This window comes from Streptomyces sp. NPDC049040 (genome assembly GCF_043197715.1).
Taxonomy (GTDB): Bacteria; Actinomycetota; Actinomycetes; order Streptomycetales; family Streptomycetaceae; genus Actinacidiphila.
Genome location: NZ_JBICTO010000001.1, coordinates 707,454 through 726,519, shown reverse-complemented (window position 1 = coordinate 726,519; position 19,066 = coordinate 707,454). Strand labels below are relative to the sequence as shown.

Annotated in this window: 15 protein-coding genes; 3 read left to right on the top strand and 12 right to left on the bottom strand. The window is 72.6% G+C overall.

From position 1 onward, the window contains the following. Positions 1-14: 14 nt before the first annotated feature. The 5 genes from ACGFMP_RS03320 to pdhA form a co-directional block, all read right to left on the bottom strand. Positions 15-545, bottom strand: a complete 531-nt coding sequence (locus ACGFMP_RS03320; protein ID WP_393669941.1) for a GNAT family N-acetyltransferase — start codon at positions 543-545, stop codon at positions 15-17. A 22-nt stretch (positions 546-567) separates the two neighbouring features. Next, the gene (locus tag ACGFMP_RS03315) at positions 568-762 is read right to left on the bottom strand and encodes a hypothetical protein (protein WP_393669939.1); all 195 of its coding nucleotides are present in this window, start codon (positions 760-762) and stop codon (positions 568-570) included. Between the two features lie 100 nt (positions 763-862). Next, on the bottom strand, positions 863-2,296 hold the full coding sequence (locus ACGFMP_RS03310; protein WP_393670318.1) for a dihydrolipoamide acetyltransferase family protein: 1,434 nt from the start codon (positions 2,294-2,296) through the stop codon (positions 863-865). Between the two features lie 19 nt (positions 2,297-2,315). Continuing rightward, on the bottom strand, positions 2,316-3,293 hold the full coding sequence (locus ACGFMP_RS03305) for an alpha-ketoacid dehydrogenase subunit beta (protein WP_393669937.1): 978 nt from the start codon (positions 3,291-3,293) through the stop codon (positions 2,316-2,318). Between the two features lie 2 nt (positions 3,294-3,295). Further along, a complete protein-coding gene (gene pdhA / locus ACGFMP_RS03300; protein WP_393669936.1) occupies positions 3,296-4,474 on the bottom strand; it encodes a pyruvate dehydrogenase (acetyl-transferring) E1 component subunit alpha in 1,179 nt (392 codons plus the stop codon). A gap of 603 nt (positions 4,475-5,077) precedes the next feature. On the opposite strand from pdhA, the gene ACGFMP_RS03295 reads away from it, so the two are divergent. Both ACGFMP_RS03295 and ACGFMP_RS03290 read left to right on the top strand, forming a co-directional pair. Further along, entirely contained in the window at positions 5,078-5,740 is a 663-nt protein-coding gene (locus ACGFMP_RS03295; protein WP_393669935.1) for a response regulator, read from the top strand. Between the two features lie 97 nt (positions 5,741-5,837). Continuing rightward, on the top strand, positions 5,838-6,872 hold the full coding sequence (locus ACGFMP_RS03290; protein WP_393669933.1) for a phosphotransferase: 1,035 nt from the start codon (positions 5,838-5,840) through the stop codon (positions 6,870-6,872). A gap of 94 nt (positions 6,873-6,966) precedes the next feature. On the opposite strand, the gene ACGFMP_RS03285 is transcribed toward ACGFMP_RS03290, so the two are convergent. Further along, complete coding sequence (locus tag ACGFMP_RS03285; RefSeq protein WP_393669932.1) at positions 6,967-8,559, bottom strand: protein kinase; 1,593 nt, start codon at positions 8,557-8,559, stop codon at positions 6,967-6,969. A gap of 276 nt (positions 8,560-8,835) precedes the next feature. Here ACGFMP_RS03285 and ACGFMP_RS03280 point away from each other — a divergent pair, with 276 nt between their 5' ends. Continuing rightward, positions 8,836-10,551: a protein kinase gene (locus ACGFMP_RS03280; protein WP_393669931.1), complete on the top strand. Its 1,716-nt coding sequence runs from the start codon at positions 8,836-8,838 to the stop codon at positions 10,549-10,551. Between the two features lie 239 nt (positions 10,552-10,790). Here ACGFMP_RS03280 and ACGFMP_RS03275 read toward each other — a convergent pair whose 3' ends face one another. The 6 genes from ACGFMP_RS03275 to ACGFMP_RS03250 form a co-directional block, all read right to left on the bottom strand. Then, on the bottom strand, positions 10,791-11,351 hold the full coding sequence (locus ACGFMP_RS03275) for a bacterial proteasome activator family protein (protein WP_393669929.1): 561 nt from the start codon (positions 11,349-11,351) through the stop codon (positions 10,791-10,793). An 836-nt stretch (positions 11,352-12,187) separates the two neighbouring features. Continuing rightward, the gene (locus tag ACGFMP_RS03270; RefSeq protein ID WP_393670317.1) at positions 12,188-14,983 is read right to left on the bottom strand and encodes an FtsX-like permease family protein; all 2,796 of its coding nucleotides are present in this window, start codon (positions 14,981-14,983) and stop codon (positions 12,188-12,190) included. 116 nt (positions 14,984-15,099) lie between these two features. Beyond that, positions 15,100-15,936, bottom strand: coding sequence for an ABC transporter ATP-binding protein (locus ACGFMP_RS03265; protein WP_393669927.1), 837 nt, complete (start codon positions 15,934-15,936; stop codon positions 15,100-15,102). Positions 15,937-16,183: 247 nt separating this feature from the next. Then, positions 16,184-16,861, bottom strand: a complete 678-nt coding sequence (locus ACGFMP_RS03260; protein WP_393669925.1) for a PadR family transcriptional regulator — start codon at positions 16,859-16,861, stop codon at positions 16,184-16,186. A gap of 161 nt (positions 16,862-17,022) precedes the next feature. Beyond that, the gene (locus ACGFMP_RS03255; protein ID WP_393669924.1) at positions 17,023-17,262 is read right to left on the bottom strand and encodes a hypothetical protein; all 240 of its coding nucleotides are present in this window, start codon (positions 17,260-17,262) and stop codon (positions 17,023-17,025) included. 835 nt (positions 17,263-18,097) lie between these two features. Next, the gene (locus tag ACGFMP_RS03250; protein WP_393669923.1) at positions 18,098-19,063 is read right to left on the bottom strand and encodes an NAD(P)H-quinone oxidoreductase; all 966 of its coding nucleotides are present in this window, start codon (positions 19,061-19,063) and stop codon (positions 18,098-18,100) included. Positions 19,064-19,066 lie beyond the last annotated feature (3 nt).

Genomic DNA, 19,066 nt, shown 5'->3' with positions numbered 1-19,066 from the left:
CAGCGGGGCCGGAGCTAGGCGCCGGTGGTGAGGTCGCCGCGGACGATGCCGTAGATGATGCCGTCGCGCCAGGCACCGTCACGGAAGACGACGCTGCGCAGGACGCCCTCGCGGGTGAAGCCGGCCTTCTCCAGGGAACGCTGCTCGGCGATGTTGTCCACCTCGGTGTCCGCCTCGATGCGCATCACGGGGGTGTGCGCGAAGAGGTAGCGGACCAGGAGGCGCTGGGCCTCGGTGCCCACGCCCCGGCCGCGCGCCTCCGGGAAGAGGATGATGCCGATGTTCCAGAAGTGCGACGCGCCCGCCGTCTCGATCTTCCGCCACGAGACCAGGCCGAGCAGCCCGGTCCCGTCGACCACGGCGAGCCTGCCGCCGTCCGGGCCGAGCATGCCGTTCTCGGCCCAGTTCCTGGACATCCGGGCCGGGTCCTGCCAGCCGAACCACTGGAAGGGTGCGGCGATCGCGGGATCGTTGATCATGCCGGTCAGCGCCGGCACGTCGTCCTCGCCGACCGGCCGCAGCAGTATCGTGCCGTCTTCGCTCATCCGATCATCGTAACGACCGTGCCTACGGGTGGATCGTGCTCACCAGATCGGCGGTCGAGGCGACGGTGGACTGGATGGTGGGGGCCAGGCTCGACCCGGCCAGGCAGAAGCCCAGCAGCCCGCAGACGATGGCGTGGCTGACCTTGAGGCTCTTGTTGTGCATCAGGAGTGCCGCGATGACGAACAGCAGCAGGACGACGGAGACATTGACGACCATGGGGCGATAGCAGCACAATTTGCCGCCGAAACAGCGGAAACACGCAGAAGCGGAGACTCCCGGACGTTTGTCCGCCGGGAGCCTCCGCTCGGCGCAAGGGCTAAGCCCAGGTGATCAGGCGCTTGGGCTGCTCCAGGATCGCGGCCACGTCCGCCAGCACCTTCGAGCCGAGTTCGCCGTCGACCAGGCGGTGGTCGAAGGAGAGGGCAAGCGTGGTGACATGGCGGGGCTTGACCTTGCCCTTGTGCACCCAGGGCTGCAACTTGACCGCCCCGAAGGCCAGGATCGCGGACTCGCCAGGATTGAGGATCGGCGTGCCCGTGTCGACGCCGAAGACGCCGACATTGGTGATGGTGACCGTGCCGGACTGCATGTCCGCGGGGGAGGTCTTGCCCTCGCGGGCCGTCGCCACCAGCTCGCCCAGCGCGGACGCCAGTTCGGGCAGCGTCTTGTCCTGGGCGTCCTTGATGTTCGGGACGATCAGGCCGCGCGGGGTGGCCGCCGCGATGCCGAGGTTCACGTAGGACTTGTGGACGATCTCCTGCGCGGCCTCGTCCCAGGCGGAGTTGACCTGGGGATGACGGCGGATCGCGACCAGCAGGGCCTTGGCGACCAGCAGCAGCGGGCTGACCTTGAGCCCGGTGAAGGCGCGGTCCTCCTTCAGCTCCTGGACCAGCTTCATGGTCCTGGTGATGTCGAAGGTCACGAACTCCGTGACATGCGGGGCGGTGAAGGCGCTGGCCACCATCGCCTGGGCGGTGGCCTTCCGCACCCCCTTGATGGGGATGCGGGTCTCCCGCTCGCCGGGCGCGAAGGCGGGCGCCGCGCCGGACGCGGCCTGCGCGGGGGCCGACGGGAGCGACGCGGGGGGCGCCGCGGCCGCACGGATGTCGTCGCGGGTCACCACGCCGTTCGGCCCGGTCGGCACCACGGTGGCCAGGTCGATGCCGAGCTCCTTGGCCAGCTTCCGCACCGGCGGCTTCGCCAGCGGACGTTCGGCCGACCGCGGAGCGGGCGCGGAGGCGGGGGCGGGAGCGGGCGCCGTCGCCGGAGCGGGGACCGCTGCGGGGGCGGCCGCGGCCGGGGCCGCAGGGGTGCCGTTCACCGGGGCCGCCGCGGCGGGCTTGCGCGGGCGGCGGGTGGTCGAGGACGGCGCGACCCCGTAACCCACCAGCACCGCCTCCCGCTTCACGGGCGGCTTCTGCTCCTCGGCTGCGGGCGCGGCGGGAGCAGCGGGAGCGGGCTCCGCCGCGGGAGGGTCGCCCTCACGGGTGCCGGCGCCCGCGTCCACCACGATGATCGGTGTACCGACGTCCACCGTCGTGCCCTCGTCGAAGCGGATCTCGCTGACCACCCCGTCGTAGGGGATGGGCAGTTCGACGGCCGCCTTCGCCGTCTCGACCTCGCAGATCACCTGGCCGTCGGTGACGGTGTCGCCCACCGCCACGTACCACTTGAGGATCTCCGCCTCGGTGAGGCCCTCGCCGACGTCCGGCATCCGGAATTCACGAAAGCGCTGTGCCTGTGCGGTCATGGTCGTCACAACCCTCTCCTCAGAACGCCAGCGCGCGGTCGACGGCGTCGAGTACGCGGTCCAGGCCCGGCAGGTACTCCTCCTCGAGACGGGCCGGCGGGTAGGGGGCGTGGAAGCCGCCGACCCGCAGCACGGGCGCCTCGAGGTGGTAGAAGCAGCGCTCGGTGATCCGGGCGGCGATCTCCGCGCCGGCACCGTAGAAGACCGGCGCCTCGTGCACGACGACCAGCCTGCGGGTCTTCTCGACGGAAGCCTGGATCGTGTCGAAGTCGATCGGCGAGAGCGAGCGCAGGTCCACGACCTCCAGGCTACGGCCCTCGTTGGCGGCCGCTGCCGCCGCCTCCAGGCACACCTTCACCATCGGCCCGTAGGCGGCCAGCGTGACATCGGTGCCCTGCTGGGCGACCACCGCCCGGTGCAGATCACCGGGCACCGCCGAGACATCGACGTCGCCCTTGTCCCAGTAGCGCCGCTTCGGCTCGAAGAAGATCACCGGGTCGTCGCACTCGATGGCCTGCTGGAGCATCCAGTACGCGTCGGAGGCGTTGGACGGCGAGACCACCTTGAGCCCGGGGACGTGCGCGAACAGCGTCTCGGGCGACTCGCTGTGGTGCTCGACCGCGCCGATGCCGCCGCCGTAGGGGATGCGGATGACGACCGGCAGCTTGATCTTGCCGAGCGCGCGGGCGTGCATCTTGGCCAGCTGGGTGACGATCTGGTCGTAGGCGGGGAAGACGAAGCCGTCGAACTGGATCTCCACCACCGGCCGGTAGCCGCGCAGCGCCAGGCCGATCGCCGTGCCGACGATGCCGGACTCGGCGAGCGGGGTGTCGATGACCCGCCCCTCCCCGAAATCCTTGTACAGGCCGTCGGTGATACGGAAGACGCCGCCGAGCTTCCCGACGTCCTCGCCCATGATAAGGACCTTGGGGTCGTTCTCCAGCGCCTTGCGCAGGGACTCGTTGAGGGCCTTGGCCACTGCCATCGTCTGGGTCATGATCAGTGCCCCGTTCCCGCGGTCGTGGCGTCCCCGGTCTCGAAGGACGCCAGGTATTCGGCGAACTGCGCGCGCTCCTCGTCGACGAGCGAGCTGCCGTCCGCGTAGACGTTCTCGAAGATCGCCATGGTGCCGGGATTCGGCATGTTCCTTACGCCGTCGCGCACCCGCTTGGCGAGCGCGTCGCTCTCCGCGTCGATCTCGGCGTAGAAGGCCTCGTCGGCGAAGCCCTCGCGCTCCAGGTAGGTCTTGAGGCGGGCGATGGGGTCCTTGGACGCCCACTCCTCGCGCTCCTCCTCGCGGCGGTAGCGCGTCGGGTCGTCGGTCGTGGTGTGCGCGCCCATCCGGTAGGTGAAGGCCTCCACCAGCATCGGCCCCTGGCCGCTGCGGGCGTGCTCGAGCGCGGCCCTGGTCACGGCGAGCACCGCGAGCACGTCGTTGCCGTCCACCCGGACACCGGGGAAGCCGTAGCCCGCGGCGCGCTGGTAGATCGGCACCCGGGACTGCTTCTCCGTCGGCTCGGAGATGGCCCACTGGTTGTTCTGGCAGAAGAAGACCACCGGCGCGTTGTAGACGGCGGCGAAGGTGAAGGCCTCGGCGACATCGCCCTGGCTGGAGGCCCCGTCGCCGAAGTAGGCGATGACGGCGGCGTCGGCTCCGTCCTTGGCCACTCCCATGGCGTAACCGGTGGCGTGCAGCGTCTGCGAGCCGATCACGATGGTGTACAGCTGGAAGTTGTTCTCGTTGGGGTCCCAGCCGCCGTGGTTCACGCCGCGGAACATGCCCAGCAGGTTGAGCGGGTCCACGTCACGCGTCCAGGCGACACCGTGCTCGCGGTACGTCGGGAAGACGTAGTCGTCGGGGCGGGTGGCCCGCCCCGAGCCGATCTGCGCGGCCTCCTGGCCGAGCAGCGAGGCCCACAGCCCCAGCTCGCCCTGCCGTTGCAGGGTGATCGCCTCGGCGTCGAAGCGGCGGGTCAGCACCATGTCGCGGTACAGGCCACGCAGCTCTTCCTGCGTCAGGTCGATCGCGTAGTCGTCGTGCTCGACCCGCTCGCCCTCGGGGGTCAGCAGCTGTACGAGCCCGGGCTCACCGGTACGGCGCTTCGCGACGGCTACACGGGTCGCGCGCCCCCGGCCTTTCGCGGGGGCACCCCCAGCGGCAGTGCTCTTCACGCTCACGTTCGCTCCTCCGTCTGTCCGGCCCCCGGGATCTGCCGGGGAGCAGGATGGGGCCTCCCCCAGGTGTTCGGGGGGCGGCGCACCTGGTCCGGCGGGACGCACGGGGTGTGTGCGGCATGGCCGAGCCAGGCGTGACAGTGTCCCGGCGGGTGGCCTGCAATACAGACGTTACCCAGAAGTCCCGCATTCGCGCGAAGCCGTCCGACCTGCGGTTTTGCTTGGATTTCCTAGTAAGTGCGCGCGGCGGGCACCCACCGGGCCGGTGAGCAGGACCTTGTCGGCCTGCCGCCTGTCTGCGTGTCGGCCTGTTGCCGCAGGCCACCGGGACAACGGCACCGTATCTCGGATGCCGGACATACGTAAGGGGCCGCCCGGGGGTCCGCGGGCGGCGGCGGGGTCGGGAGCGCGGCGGGGGGCCGGGGGCCCGGCGAGTCTTCGGCGGGTCTTCGGCGAGTCGGGGCCGGGGGTCGGCGGGTCCGGGGCGGGGGTCGGGGGCGGGGGTCGGGGCGGGTGCGGGGGCGGGTTCAGGGGCGGGTCCGGCGCGGGTCCCCGGCGGCTCGGCCACGGCGGGCGGACCCGGGCGCGGGGTGCGAGGCTGGGCAGGTGAGTGAAAACGGACATATAAGGGTTTTCCTACTGGACGACCACGAAGCGGTCCGGCGCGGCGTGAACAAGCTGCTGTCGGTCGACCCCGCGATCGAGATCGTCGGCGAGGCGGCCACCGCGAGCGAGGCCGTGGACCGGGTGCCGGCAGCGCACCCGGACGTCGCCGTCCTCGACGTGCGCCTGCCCGACGGCAGCGGTGTCGAGGCCTGCCGGGAGATCCGCTCCCAGGACCGGTCGGTGAAGTGCCTGATGCTCACGTCCTTCGCGGACGACGAGGCCCTCTTCGACGCGGTCATGGCCGGAGCCGCCGGCTACGTCCCCAAGGTCATCAGGGGCGACGACCTGATCACAGCCGTCCGCGAGGTCGCCGCCGGCCACTCGCTGCTCGACCCGGTCGCCACCGCCCAGGTCATCGAACGCCTCAGGGAGGGCGGCGGCCGCAGCGAGCACGAGGAGCGGATGGCCGACCTGACCGGTCAGGAGCGGCGCTTCCTCGACCTGATCGGCGAAGGCCTCACCAACCGGCAGATCGGCGAGCACACCGGGCTCGCAGAGAAGACCGTCAGGAAGAACGTCACGGCGCTGCTCGCCAAGCTCGGCATGGAGCAGCGCACCCAGGCGCAGGCCTACGCGTCGCGCCTGACGAAACCGGTCCCCTGACCCGCGCCACCCGGTCACGGAAATGCCAATAGCAGGTCCGGGTGGGGTGGCGCCACCCCACCCGGACGGCCCCCTTAAGTGATCTACGCTGTGGCACGTGACAGGCACGGCGACAGAGCCGCACGCGCGGGCTTCGCTGACCGCACTGCTGCACCGGTATGACAATGCGGGCGAGCCGCTGACCTGCGAAGCGGTCCCCCGGGGGCTGCTGAATCGCGGGTGGCGGGTGACCACCACCCGGGGCCGCTACTTCCTCAAGCAGTACATCGCCGCGGACACCGCGGAACCCGCTCTCATCGCGCGCCAGCACCGCGCCACCCGGGGCCTGGCCCGGCTCGGCCTGCCCGCCGCCGCGCCGCTGCCGGCCACCGACGGCCGCACCGTGGCACTGCTCGGCGGCACCGGCTACGCGCTCTTCCCCTGGATCGACGGCACCCACCGCGAGGGCACGGAACTGACCGCGGGCCAGTCCCGGCGGCTCGGCACCCTGCTCGGCCGGGTGCACACCGGTCTGGCCCACGTCCAACCGCCGCCCGCCGCGGGCCCGCGGCCCAGCGCCGACCCGGACCGTACGCATGCCGACATCGGGCGGCTGCTGGCCCTGGTCCGCGCCCACCGGCCCTACGACGACTTCGACGGCCTCGCGGAACACCGCCTGGTCGAGCGCAGCGACCTGCTCAGGCGGCACGCCCACCGCCGACCGCCCGACCCGGCGCCCGACGGACGCGTGCAGGGCTGGGTGCACGGCGACTTCCACCCGCTCAACCTGCTCTACCACGGCGACGAGCCCGCCGCGATCGTCGACTGGGACCGGCTCGGCGTCCAGCCGCGCGCCGAGGAGGCGGTCAGGGCGGCCGCCATCTTCTTCGTGCACCCGGTGCACGGCCGCCTCGACCTGCGCAAGGTGCGGGCCTACGCGCGGGCCTACCGGCTCGCGTCGGGTGCGGGCGAGGCGGAGGTCGCCACCGCCGTCCACCGGGTGTGGTGGGAGCGGCTCAACGACTTCTGGATGCTGCACTGGCGCTACGAGCGCCGCGACCCCCGCTCCGACCCGCTCTTCCCCGCCGCCTCGGCGCTGGCCGTGTGGTGGACGGGGGAGTACGAGGCGGTGCTCGACGCGTTCGCGGGGTAGCGGCGCCCGTTGATCCGTCAGGTGTCGCCGAACCGGCCTTCACCGCCGAACCGGCCTTCACCGCCGGGCCGGCCTTCACCGCCGGGCCGGGCCGTCAGGTCCCGTCGGGGTTGTCGTCCGGCGTGGTCGGCGGCGCAGCCGGCGTGCTGTCCGGGGGATCCGAGGGCGGCGCCGTGGTCTTGGTCGGCGTCGACGAGGGGGTGTTCTTCGTCGGCGTCGAGGACGGGGTGTTCTTGGTCGGCGTCGTCGACGGGGTCGTCGGCGGCGCGCTGGTCGCCGGAGTCGAGGGCGGCGTGCTCGGCTCGCCCTGGTCCGACGGCTGCTCCTCGGTCGGCTGCTCCTCGGTGGGCTGCTCGTCGCTCGGCTGCGTCTGGTCCTGCGTCACGGAGGTGCTGGGCTTGGTGTCGGGGGGCGAGTCGCCTCCGTCACCGCCGCTCTGGGTCGCCAGATAGACGCCGAGCACGACCGCCATCACCGCCGCGACCGCGAAGAGCACCGGCTTGAGCCAGCGGTTGCCGCCGCCCTGGCCGTTGCCTGAACCCTGCCCGGTGTCGTAGCCCGCGGGGTCGTAGCCGCTGCCCTTGACGTCCGGCCCGCTGCCGACCACGCCTGCGACCAGCGGCAGGCCCATCTCCGCGGTGCTGCCGCTGCGCCCGTCCGGATGCTGCCCACCGCCCTGCCCGCCGGCGCGCGGCGGCTGCGGGAGCACCGCGGTCACCACACCGGTGTTCCACATGCCGCCGGTCCAGCCGCCCTGCTGGGTCAGCGCCTGGTGCGCGTAGCCGACGACACCGCGCATCTCCTCCGCGCTCTGGAAGCGGTCCTCCGGCTGCTTGGCCAGCGCCCGGAGCACCATGCCGTCGAGCTCGGGCGGCACCCGGTCGCTGACCTGCGACGGGACCCGCGGGTCGTCCTGGACGTGCTGGTAGACCACGGACAGCGGGGTCTCACCGGTGAAGGGCGGGCGCAGCGCGAGCAGCTCGTAGAGCAGGCAGCCGGTGGCGTAGAGGTCGCTGCGGTGGTCGACGGATTTGCCGAGCGCCTGCTCGGGCGACAGGTACTGCGGGGTGCCCATGACCATGCCGGTCTGCGTCATGGTGCTCGCGGCGCCGTGCAGGGCGCGGGCGATGCCGAAGTCCATGACCTTCACGGCGCCACCCGTGGTGATGATCACATTGGCCGGTTTGATGTCCCGGTGCACGATGCCGTGCTGGTGGCTGTACGCCAGCGCGTCCAGCACACCCGAGACGATCAGCAGCGCCTGGTCGACCGGCGGCGGGGTGGGTCCGTTCAGCAGGTCCTTGATCGTGTGGCCCTCGACCAGCTCCATCACGATGTAAGGGGCGGTGCCGGTCGGCGTACGGTCCTCGCCCGAGTCGTAGACGGCCACCACCGCATGGTGGTTGAGGCCGGCGACGGCCTGCGCCTCGCGCGTGAAGCGGGCCTTGGAGACCGGGTCCTCCGCGAGGTCGCCGCGCAGCAGCTTCACCGCGACGATCCGGCCCAGCCGTACAGCCTCGGCCGCGAAGACCTCCGCCATGCCGCCACGGCCCAGCCGGCCGCTCAGCCGGTAGCGGCCCTCGCCGACGAAGGAGCCCACGCCCCACGGGCCGGGGGACTCGCCGCGGGACTCGCCGGGGGCCTCCGATGCTCCGGTGCCGGCGGCCGTCTCGTTCGGGTCGACCATCAGTCCTCGCCGTTGTTCGCCATCGCTTCGTGCTTCGTCTGGTGCGCCACCGTACCGCTTTTCCGTACCCGGCCACGGCCCCCGTCCAGCCGCTTACCCGCCTTTGACGGGCCGATCCTGATACTTGCGAAAGTTCCGGGTTCTGTGCGCGCCCGATGCGCATCAGGTGACGAGATGGTCAACGAACTTGACGTGCTCGCGCGATCGGCCAGACTTGGCGGGCAAGCTCGGGGACGAGTGTCTTCCCGTTGGACCTTCATGGGGGTAGCGGTACTGATGAGCGGGGACGCCACGCAGGGCGGCGGGTATACGGGGCGCTCGGTCGGCGGCGGGCGGTACGTACTGCGCGACCTGCTCGGCCAGGGTGGCATGGCGTCCGTGCACCTGGCACATGACACCGTGCTGGACCGGCCGGTGGCCGTCAAGACCCTCCACACCAATCTCGGCCACGAGCAGTCCTTCCGCGAGCGCTTCCGCCGCGAGGCCCAGTCCGTCGCGAAACTCAACCACACCAACATCGTCTCCGTCTTCGACTCCGGCGAGGACACGATCGACGGCCAGGTCGTCCCCTACATCGTCATGGAATACGTCGAGGGCCAGCCGCTCGGCGACGTCCTGGCGGCCGACATAGCCCAGTACGGCGCCATGCAGGCCGACCGGGCGCTGAAAATCGTCGGCGACGTCCTGGCCGCGCTCTCCGTCAGCCACGAAATGGGCCTGGTCCACCGCGACATCAAGCCCGGCAACGTGATGATCACCCGGCGCGGCATCGTCAAGGTCATGGACTTCGGCATCGCGCGCGCCATGCAGTCCGGGGTCACCTCCATGACCCAGACCGGCATGGTCGTCGGCACCCCCCAGTACCTGTCGCCCGAGCAGGCACTGGGACGAGGCGTCGACGAACGCTCCGACCTCTACTCCGTCGGCTGCCTGCTCTTCGAACTCCTCACCGGGCGGATCCCCTTCGACGCGGACTCACCGCTCGCGATGGCCTACCAGCACGTACAGGAGACGCCGCCCGCGCCGTCCTCCTTCAACCGGGCCCTCACCCCCGCCATCGACGCCCTGGTCGCCCGCGCCCTCCGCAAGAACCCCGCCGAGCGCTTCCCCACCGCCGACGCCATGCACGACGAGAGCGACCGGGTGCTCGCGGCCACCACCCGCAACACCATGCCGCTCATCTCCCGCGACCCGGCGGCCGGCAACCGCGGCGAAGGCGTCTCCGCCTCCGTCTTCCCCTCCCCCCAGGGGCCGGTCCAGTCCCCGCCGCCCCAGCTGCACACCCCCTACGCGCCGACACCGCAGCCGCAGGGCTTCGGCCCCTCCACCCCGCCGCCGTCCGCGTACGGCTACCCGCAGCAAGGCGGCGCCCAGACCCCGCCGCCCAGCCCCGCCTACGGCATGAGCGCGCCGCCGTCACACCCCTCCCACCCGTCGCTGCCGCAGCAGCACATGGGCGGCGGGCGGCCCGGCGGCGGCATGGGCGGAGGCCCAGGCGGCGGAGGCGGCCGCAAGCGGAACACCCCGCTGATCGTGGGCGCGGCAGTCGCGGCGGTCGCCGTCATCGCCGTCGTCTCGATCCTCATCGCCATGTCCGGCGGTGGCGGCGACCCGGAGTCCGACCCGACCGGCGACCCCACCGTCACCACCTCGGACTCCGGCTCCCCGACCACCTCCGCGAAGGACAGCGTCGTCCAGGGCGACCAGAGCCGCACCATCGAGTCCACCGAGTGCACCAAGGCGCACAACGACCTGATCAACCCGGGCAAGCCCAACCTCATGACGATGCCCGACTTCACCTCGATCTACGTGGACTCCGCCGTGGCCTGCATGAAGGCCGCCGACTGGTCCTACGAGATCAAGTACATGGACGAGCAGCAGTGGGGCAAGGGCACCATCACCGCCCAGACGCCGAAGTCGCTCGAGGACTTCGACGTCGACTCGGGCCAGAAGATCACCATCTGGGTGTCCACGGGCGAGGGCTCCAGCTGATCCGCCCCCGGTCCGGCTCGTCCGGCCCGTGCAGCTCATCCGGCCCGTGCAGCTCGTCACGCGACGGGTGAACGGGCGGCCGGGTTCGGCGGCCGGTTTGTGGCGGCCGGTTTGTGGCGGCCGACCGCGCGCCCGGGTGCGGGTGCGCCTCCGTGTGCGGGCCGCGGCTTCACCCGTCCGGCCCGGCCCGGGGCCCCAGCTCCTGAGTCGGCAGCTCCGAGGCCCCGCGTGCTGCGGTTTTACAGGTACGGGCCCGAGCGCGAACCCGGGTGGCCGACCTCCTGCTCCTCGTCGCTGTCGAGCGCACCGGGAGGCAGCGCTCGGCGCATCTGCTCGAGCTGGGCACGGGCGGCCATCTGCTGAGCGAAAAGCGCGGTCTGGATGCCGTGGAAAAGCCCTTCCAACCAGCCCACCAGCTGCGCCTGGGCGATCCGCAGCTCCGCCTCACTCGGGACGCTGTCCTCGGTGAACGGCAACGACAACCGCTCCAGCTCCGCCACCAGCTCCGGCGCGAGACCCGCCTCCAGCTCCTTCACCGAGCTGGAGTGGATCTCCTTGAGCCGCACCCGGCTGGCCTCGTCGAGCGGTGCCGCCCGCACTTCCTCCAGGAGCTGCTTGATCATGCTGCCGATCCGCATCACCTTCGCCGGCTGCTCGACCATCTCCGTCACCGGGATCTCGCGGGCCTCCTCGCCATCACCGCCCGGTCCCCCACCCAGGGCCATTCCGTCCGGCCCCACGACCAAGACCTGCGGATTCTGCGAGCTCTCCGGCGACCGTTCGTTCATCGGCATCTCCATACGACCATTGTCCCGCACCCCCACCCCGCGCGGGCCCGTACCCCCTCCCGCCCGCCGGCCGTCCCCCGAGTCCCCCGACGGGAAATCCGACGCTCATCCGCCACCCCGCCCGCCCTCCCGCCCGGCGCGCCCGTCAGGTGGTTCGCCCCCCGTGGCCCCGCAGGACGACCCGGAGCCCGTCCCGAGACCCGACCGACCCCCAGGGGCTCATCCGCTGCCCCAACCGGGCGGCACCCGCCGCCCTCCAGGGAGCCACCCCCGGAGCTCACACCCCTCGACCCACCCGCCCCCACGACGCCCGCCGCCCTCCGGGAGCCACCGGGGCTCATCCGCCGGCCCCATCCAGCCCACGGCACCCGCAGCCCTCCGCGGAGCCACCCCGGGAGTCACCCCGCGGTCGTCCGGCCGGCGTCCCAGGGACGTCTCGCGGTGGTCCGGCCGGCGTCCAAGGGACGTCCCGCGGTGGTCCGGTCACGGTCCGGCGGGCATCCCCCCCGCCCACCTGACCCCGCAGCCGTCGACTGACCGTCCCACGGCACTGCCCCCGTGGCCCGGCGGGACGACCCGGGACTCAGCCCCCAGCTCCGGCCGACCTCCCGGGGCTCATCCGCAGCCCCCAACCGGGCGGCACCCGCCGCCCTCCGTGAGCCACCGGGGCTCATCCGCCGGCCCCAGCCGACCCCACGACACCCGCCGCCCTCCGTGAGCCACCGGGGCTCATCCGCCGGCCCCATCCAGCCCACGGCACCCGCCGCCCTCCGGGGAGCGGCACCGGGGGTCACCCCGCGGCCCAGCCGCCCCCAGAGCGCCCGCGGCCGCCAGGCAGCGGGCGCCCCTCATCCCTCGGCCCGCCTGGCGAAGTCGGGACGAGACCGGGTGACCAGTGCCGCCAGCAGCCCGGCGCCCAGCGGCACCAGCACGACCAGCATCGCCAGGGTGCCCCACGGCACCGCCACAGGTACGTGCGGCACGGTCGCGCCGCCCCATCCCTCGGTGATCGCGCGATGGTAGTCCGCCCAGCGGCGGTGCCGGTCGGCACGCCGCAGCGCGACGGCGGGCAGCACTCCCGCCACCGACCCCAGCACCACGCCCATCAGCGCGACCACTCCGCACTGGAAGCCCGACAGCGTCCGCCGCATCCGCCCGTTCGCGCCTATCGCCGCCAGCGTCCTCAGGTCCGGTTCCGCGTCCGTCTGCGCCAGCCCCGTCGTTATCCCGGACGCGCCGATGGTGATCAGCCCCGCGAACAGCGTGAGCGCCAGCAGGATCACCCCGTCCCTGCCGGTGTATCCCCGCTCCAGATACACCTGCGCCCTCGTACCGATCTTGGCCACGTCGTTGTTCAGCGCCTGTCGCTGTGCGCCACTGGGCATCGTCGACGTCGTGAAATACGAGCCGGCAGGGGTGGTCGTCAGCCCCGCCGCGTCGGCCGCCTTCTGCGGCACGACAGCCGTCACACCGTAGGACTGGTGGTCGGCCGCCAGAAGCGCAGGCAGCGTCTTCACCGGCCCCTTCGGCTCCGAACCGTCCTCCGGCGCTTCCGCCGAGTCGGTGATGATCTTGACCTTCAGTGCCCCGTGGTCGGCGTACGCCCGATCGAACAGCACCGTCCCACCGCGCGCCAGCTGCTGCTCGGCGGCGGCGTCGCGGATGCCGAGCGCGTGCAGCACCCCCGGTCCGCCCACCAGGATGCCGCCCTCGACGGAGATCGCCGCCGGGCGACCGCTGACATCGCACCGCCAGTCGTTGACCAGCGCCTCACGCTGCGCGGTGGAGAGCCCATGGACACCCCTGGGCCCCGACGAAGGACACCTGTTGGCAGCCGGCATCACCGGCTGGACGCTGCCGCAGTCCTGCGCACCCGACTGCGTGGCACAGGCCGGCGGACCGGCGTAGATCCTGGCCACATCCACCCGGCCGGTGACCGGGTAGTTCTTCGCCACCGCGGCGCGCACCCGCCCGAGGTCGGCGGTCCCATCGCCCCACGCGCTCACCGCGACCACTCCATGGGGCAGCTGGGCCTGGTAGGCCTGCCGCTCCTCCTGCGCCTGGCTGGCCGAATACGTCGCCACGGCGACCGAGCCGGCCACCGCGGCCAGGACCGCCGCCACCGCCGGGGCCGTGCGCCCCCGGTTGCGCACCGCGTCCCGCAACGCCAGCCGCGGTGTCAGCGGCAGCCACCTGCCGAGCCGGCCGAAAGCCCCGACGATCGCCGACGTCATCATCACCAACCCGATCTCCGCGAGAGCCGCTCCGCCGACCGCCGTGAGGCTGGTGTCGTCGTGCGTCGTCGCGTAGAAGACGACGGCAACACCGAGGCAGAGCAGGAACAGCCCCGCGGCCGGCAGGAAGCGATTGGCGCGCCGGACCCCGCGGCGTCCGGTGAGCGAAGCGAGCACGCTCTGCCGGGACGCGCTGACCGCCGGCACTATCGCTGCCAGCACCCCGGTGAGCACGGCGAGCCCGCCGATCCCCGCCAACTCCAGTGGCCGCAGATTCAGTCCGCCGAACCGCGAGCCGTTGTAATCCTCCAGCGTGCCGCGCAGCAGCTGCGTGAGCACCACCCCGAGCAGCGTGCCGACCACGGCCGCCGCCGCTCCTATCACCAGACCGCTGGAGATCACGATCGCCCGGATGTGCCTGCGGTCACCGCCGTTGGCCCCGACCAGCCCCAGCTGACGCCGGGAACGACGCGCTCCCACAGCGAAGGCCGGACCCGCCAGCAGGCAGATCTCCAGCATGCTCAGGCCGACGATGGTCGCGGCCGCGGCGACGGCCGCCGCCCGGGTGTCACCGCCGTCGTAGGCGAGCTCGAAGATATTCGGGTCGACCTGGTAGATCGGCACATCGGCCCTGGCCGGCGGATTCTCCCGTACCGCCCGTGAATCGACCACGACGCCGAGCGTGTTGGCCTGCTTCACCATCTGCCAGGTGAAGTCTCCCGGCATCGACACCAGATAGGACGCCCTGACCGAGTCGACCACTTTCTCCGCCGCGTCCAAATTCGCCTGGTACGGGGCGATGAAAGCCCCCGGCAGGGCGTTGAGCTGCGTGCTGTCCAGCTGACTCGGCAGTTCGTAGGCGCCGACGATGCGATATGTCCGGTCGTAGCCGCGCACCCTCACCTTCGAACCGATATGCAGACCACTGGACTTGAGGAACGCGGTGGTCGCGCTCATCTCGTCCATGGCCTTCGGAAAGCGCCCCTTGTCCAGGTGCGTGATTCCCGCGGCGATCGGGTCGCCGGCCTTCAGCTCCCTGATCTCGACGTCGAGCAGGCCGTACTTCGTCAGGATCGGCGCATAGCCGTTCGTGTCGCTCAGCCAGTGCGCTCCGGCCGGCAGTGCCGTCCGCGAGTCGACCGCCGCGTCGACGTCGCCACCCACCGCGGAGACCCCGCCGTCCACCACCGCGGCACCGACCGTCGCCGCCGTGCGGTCTTCCTTCCTGTGCACCGGGATGACCCCGCCGTCCACCGGTTCCTGGTAGACCGGTTGCGGCCCCTCGCCCGCGTCGGAGAGCCGCGCATCCGCGGCACCCAGCTCCCGGGTGATCTTCTGCCCGGTGGTCAGCTGTGAACTGCGGATCGTGACATCGGCCGCGCTCACCCCGATGATCGGCACCGCGATCATCGCCAGCACCAGCACGCTGCGGCCCTTGTACCGCACGGCGTCCCTCCGGGCGATCCTGATCGCCGCCCGCCAGGCATGCAGCCGCCCGACCCCCGGGACCCCTGCCTGCCCCGCCTTCACTGGGCCGCTCCGCCCGCGAGCAGCGACTCCGCGCTGGACCGCAGCGTCATGTCGACCACCGAGCCGTCCCGCAGGAAGACCACCCGGTCCGCCCAGGCGGCGAACCGCGGTTCGTGGGTGACCAGGATGCCTGCCGCCCCCGCGTCGCAACGGGACCGCAGCAGGGCGAGCACCGCGTCCCCGGTCTCCGAGTCCAGTGCGCCGGTGGGCTCGTCGGCGAGCACCAGCCGCCGGTCGCCCACCAGCGCCCGGGCGATGGCGACGCGCTGCTGCTGGCCGCCCGACATCTCGTCGGGGAAGCGGTCGGCGAGATCCTGCAGCCCGAACTCCTCCAGCGCCACCAGCGCCTCCCGGCGCGCTCTGCGGCTGCTCAGGCCGTCCAACTCGCGGGGGAGTGCCACGTTCTCCGCGGCCGTGAGCGCGGGGATCAGGTTGTAGTCCTGGAAGACGTAGCCGATGCTCCGCCGGCGCAGCGCCGCTATGGCCTTCCTGCTGGCGGTGGTCAGATCGGTGCCCTCGACCAGGACCCGTCCCGAGGTCGGCAGGTCCAGGCCGCCGGCGATGGTCAGCAGGGTGGACTTCCCCGAACCCGAAGGTCCCATCACGGCGACGAGCTCCCCCGGGTGCACATCGAGGTCGATCCCGCGCAGCGCGTGCACTTCCGCGGCACCCGTGCCGTGCACCCGGGTCAGTTCCTCGAGCCTGAGGACGGGTTCGACGGCGCGGCCGGGCGCGCCGGACGCGATGGGTGCGGCAGCCGCGGTGCCGTGGCGGGCGCCTGCCGGATCCGACGGGTCGCGCGGTTCTGCGGGCGGTGTGGGCTGGCTGGACATGAGAACTGCTTCCCCCTGATTCGGGCCCGGGCTGTTCGGTCCGGACTGCGCTTGCGCGCTGTGCTCTTTCGGTCTGCGACCGGTTCTCGGCACTCGGTGCCGGCGCTCGGTCTCTGCGCTCTGCGCTCTGCTGCGGGTGCCTCGGCTGGTGCGGTGCTGTGACTGCTTCAGGTGCTGCGGTGATGCGGTGCTGCGGGGTGGTGCGGCGCGCCGTCGGCCTGCTGTGCGGGCGGCCGGCTCCGGCCGGTCAGCGCCGGGGGCGGGGCCGCCCGAGGGCGCCACGCAGCCCCCCGTTTCGCGCGGCGCCCTCTTCCTGCTTGCTGTCCGCCGGCCGCTCGGGCTCTGCCGCCGGGCTCGGGCGGCTGTCGGCCGCGGCCTGCGGGGCGAGCCGGACGAGCCGGGTCTCGCAGTGGTCGAGCCAGCGGGCCTCGGCCTCCGCCTGGAAGATCAGCTGGTCCAGGACCAGCTGCCAGGCCACGTCGTCGGGGTCGAACACCCCCGGTCGGCGGGACGCGGCCTCCAGCGCCTGTCCCTTCAACCGCGTGTAGTCCTGCATCGCCCGGATGGTGTGAGCGCGCTGGGCCTGGATGACCGAGCGCACGTCGACCTCGGGCGAACCGACCGCCATCGCGAGCTTGATCGCCAGCTCGTTCCGCGGCGGATTCGCCCGGTCGACCGGGGTGGCGAACCACTGCCGCAGTTCGTCCCTGCCGTCCTCGGTGATGGCGTAGAGGGCGTGACCCGCCTCGTCCTCGCCCGCGGGGACGACGAGGCCGTCCCGCTCCAGCCGGGCGACGGTCGTGTAGACCTGCCCGACGTTGAGCGGCCAGGTGGAACCGGTGCGTGACTCGAACTCGGTGCGCAGCTGATAGCCGTAGCGCGGACCTCGTTCGAGGAGGGCCAGCAGGCCGTGACGGATCGACATACTGAGTATGTATACCGAGTAAGGCCACGGCAGGCAAGGCCGGTCGGCGGGTTCGCGCACCACTTCACTCGAACGGGTGGTCGAATGCGGCGGCAGGTTCGAAGCGGCGACCGGCAGGCAATCATCTCCGTGGGCGGTCACTCGCAGTCACGAGCTGCTCGTCAGGGGCGGCGGAGGCGCAGGCCGAGAAAGCCGAGTCCCAGGCCGACCAGCGTCAGGCCCGCACCGAGCGGCAGCACCCTGAGCACCCGTCGGCCGGGCTGGTAGGAGGGGGCCGACGGCTCCTGCTGCCCCGTCCCGGGGGCGGTGGGCGCGGGACGGCTCGTGGTCGATCCCGTGTCCCCCGCGTCTGGCAGGAACGACGGCGCCCGGCCGGTGTAGCCGCGGCCGTGGTGGCGCACCGGGTGCCGCTGCTCGTAGGTGTGCGCGGTCGGCCGCCCGCTCCCGGAAGTCGGGGGCGCGGGCGGGCGGGCCGGGGGGTGCAGCGGTGCGGCCTCGGAGTCCGACGGCTTCGGGGCCGGGCCGGGCGCGGGCCGGTCAGGGGTCTTGGCAGGCCGCGGCGGCTCCGCGGACGGGCGGGAAGAGGCAGGCGAATGAGACGAGGGAGGTGGCGGTATGGCAGGCATGCCGGCGGTGGCGTGTGGACGGGGCACGGCAGGGTCGGCCGGCCCGGGCACGGGGGGCCTCACGGGCGCGGATCCATGGGGCCCGCCCGGCCGGTCGGGTCCTGGTGGGCCCACGGTGCCGGGCCCGGGCGGCGGGATTCCCGGCCGGGGGTCAGGTCCGGCCGGAGGCTGCGGCGGCCGGGCGACACCGGGGAGCGCGGCTCCCCCAGGTGCGGGTGCGCCACCGGGCGCCCGCGGCGCGGGGGCGACGCCCGCGACGGGGGGTGGCTCGGCGGCCCGGGCGACGGCGGCGGGGGTCAGCAGCGACGCTGCGAGGAGCAGGGGGGCTGCCAAGCGGAAGGTGGCGGAGTCGGCCGGGCGTATCGGGGGCCCAGAGGCCCGGGATCTGGCTCGCCTGCCGGAAAACCACCGCACGCACGTCGCCTCTCCGCCGGACCATCGGTGGTCTCAGCGTCACATGAAGCGACATTTCCGGCATCCTGGCTGCCATGGCGGCAGAACGGTCCTCCGGATCGGCAGGGCAGCGCCGAGTCGGCCAGGCGAGCTGTGGGCGCTCCGGCCGGGTCCGCTGACGGGTCCGCTGCCGAGGCGCGCCGCACGGCGGCAGCTGTCAGACCGTGAGCAGGATCTTGCCGATGTGCTCGCTGCTCTCCATCAGACGGTGGGCGTCGTCGGCCGAGGCCAGCGGGAAGGCGCGGTCCACGACCGGGCGGACGGCACCGGCCTCGATCAGCGGCCAGACGTGCTCGCGCACCGCGGCGACGATCGCCGTCTTCTCCTCCACCGGCCGGGCCCGCAGGCTCGTCGCGATGACGGCGGCACGCTTGACGAGCAGTTTGCCGAGGTTGAGTTCACCCTTCGCCCCGCCCTGCATGCCGATGACGATGAGTCGGCCGTTCACCGCCAGGGCGTCGATGTTGCGCCCCAGGTATGCGGCACCGACCACGTCGAGGATGACGTCGGCCCCGTGGCCGCCCAGTTCCTCGACGAAGTCCTGATCCCGGTAGTTCACCAGGACGTCGGCACCGAGGTCCCGGCAGACGGCGAGCTTGCGCGCGCTGCCCGCGGTCGTCACGACCTTCGCTCCGACCGCCTTGCCCAACTGGATCGCCATCGAGCCGATGCCGCTGGAGCCGCCGTGCACCAGCAGGGTCTCGCCCGGCCGCAGATGGGCGATCTGGAAGACGTTGGACCACACCGTGGCGGTCACCTCGGGCAGTGCCGCGGCCGTCAGCAGGTCGATCCCCTCGGGGACCGGGAGCAGTTGGCCGACCGGGACGGCGACCCGCTCGGCGTAGCCGCCGCCGGCGAGCAGTGCGCAGACCTCGTCGCCGACGCTCCACCCTGTGACGCCCGGCCCGATGGCCGCGATCCGTCCGGAGCACTCCAGCCCCGGGTAGGGGGACGCACCGGGCGGCGGGTCGTAGAAGCCCTGCCGCTGGAGGATGTCGGCACGGTTCACGGCCGAGGCCACGACCTCGACGAGCACCTCGCCCGTGCCCGGCACGGGATCGGGGACGTCGGCAAGGACCAGCGCCTCGGGGCCACCGGGTTCGGCAATCGTGATCGCACGCATGAC

What these genes read in the sequence shown, in the direction of transcription:
- ACGFMP_RS03305 (WP_393669937.1), bottom strand. Translation starts at nt 3,293, where the DNA reads ATGACCCAGACGATGGCAGTGGCCAAGGCCCTCAACGAGTCCCTGCGC.
- ACGFMP_RS03285 (WP_393669932.1), bottom strand. Translation starts at nt 8,559, where the DNA reads ATGGTCGACCCGAACGAGACGGCCGCCGGCACCGGAGCATCGGAGGCC.
- ACGFMP_RS03310 (WP_393670318.1), bottom strand. Translation starts at nt 2,296, where the DNA reads ATGACCGCACAGGCACAGCGCTTTCGTGAATTCCGGATGCCGGACGTC.
- ACGFMP_RS03260 (WP_393669925.1), bottom strand. Translation starts at nt 16,861, where the DNA reads ATGTCGATCCGTCACGGCCTGCTGGCCCTCCTCGAACGAGGTCCGCGC.
- ACGFMP_RS03280 (WP_393669931.1), top strand. Translation starts at nt 8,836, where the DNA reads ATGAGCGGGGACGCCACGCAGGGCGGCGGGTATACGGGGCGCTCGGTC.
- ACGFMP_RS03250 (WP_393669923.1), bottom strand. Translation starts at nt 19,063, where the DNA reads ATGCGTGCGATCACGATTGCCGAACCCGGTGGCCCCGAGGCGCTGGTC.
- ACGFMP_RS03275 (WP_393669929.1), bottom strand. Translation starts at nt 11,351, where the DNA reads ATGGAGATGCCGATGAACGAACGGTCGCCGGAGAGCTCGCAGAATCCG.
- ACGFMP_RS03265 (WP_393669927.1), bottom strand. Translation starts at nt 15,936, where the DNA reads ATGTCCAGCCAGCCCACACCGCCCGCAGAACCGCGCGACCCGTCGGAT.
- ACGFMP_RS03320 (WP_393669941.1), bottom strand. Translation starts at nt 545, where the DNA reads ATGAGCGAAGACGGCACGATACTGCTGCGGCCGGTCGGCGAGGACGAC.
- ACGFMP_RS03315 (WP_393669939.1), bottom strand. Translation starts at nt 762, where the DNA reads ATGGTCGTCAATGTCTCCGTCGTCCTGCTGCTGTTCGTCATCGCGGCA.
- ACGFMP_RS03270 (WP_393670317.1), bottom strand. Translation starts at nt 14,983, where the DNA reads ATGATCGCGGTGCCGATCATCGGGGTGAGCGCGGCCGATGTCACGATC.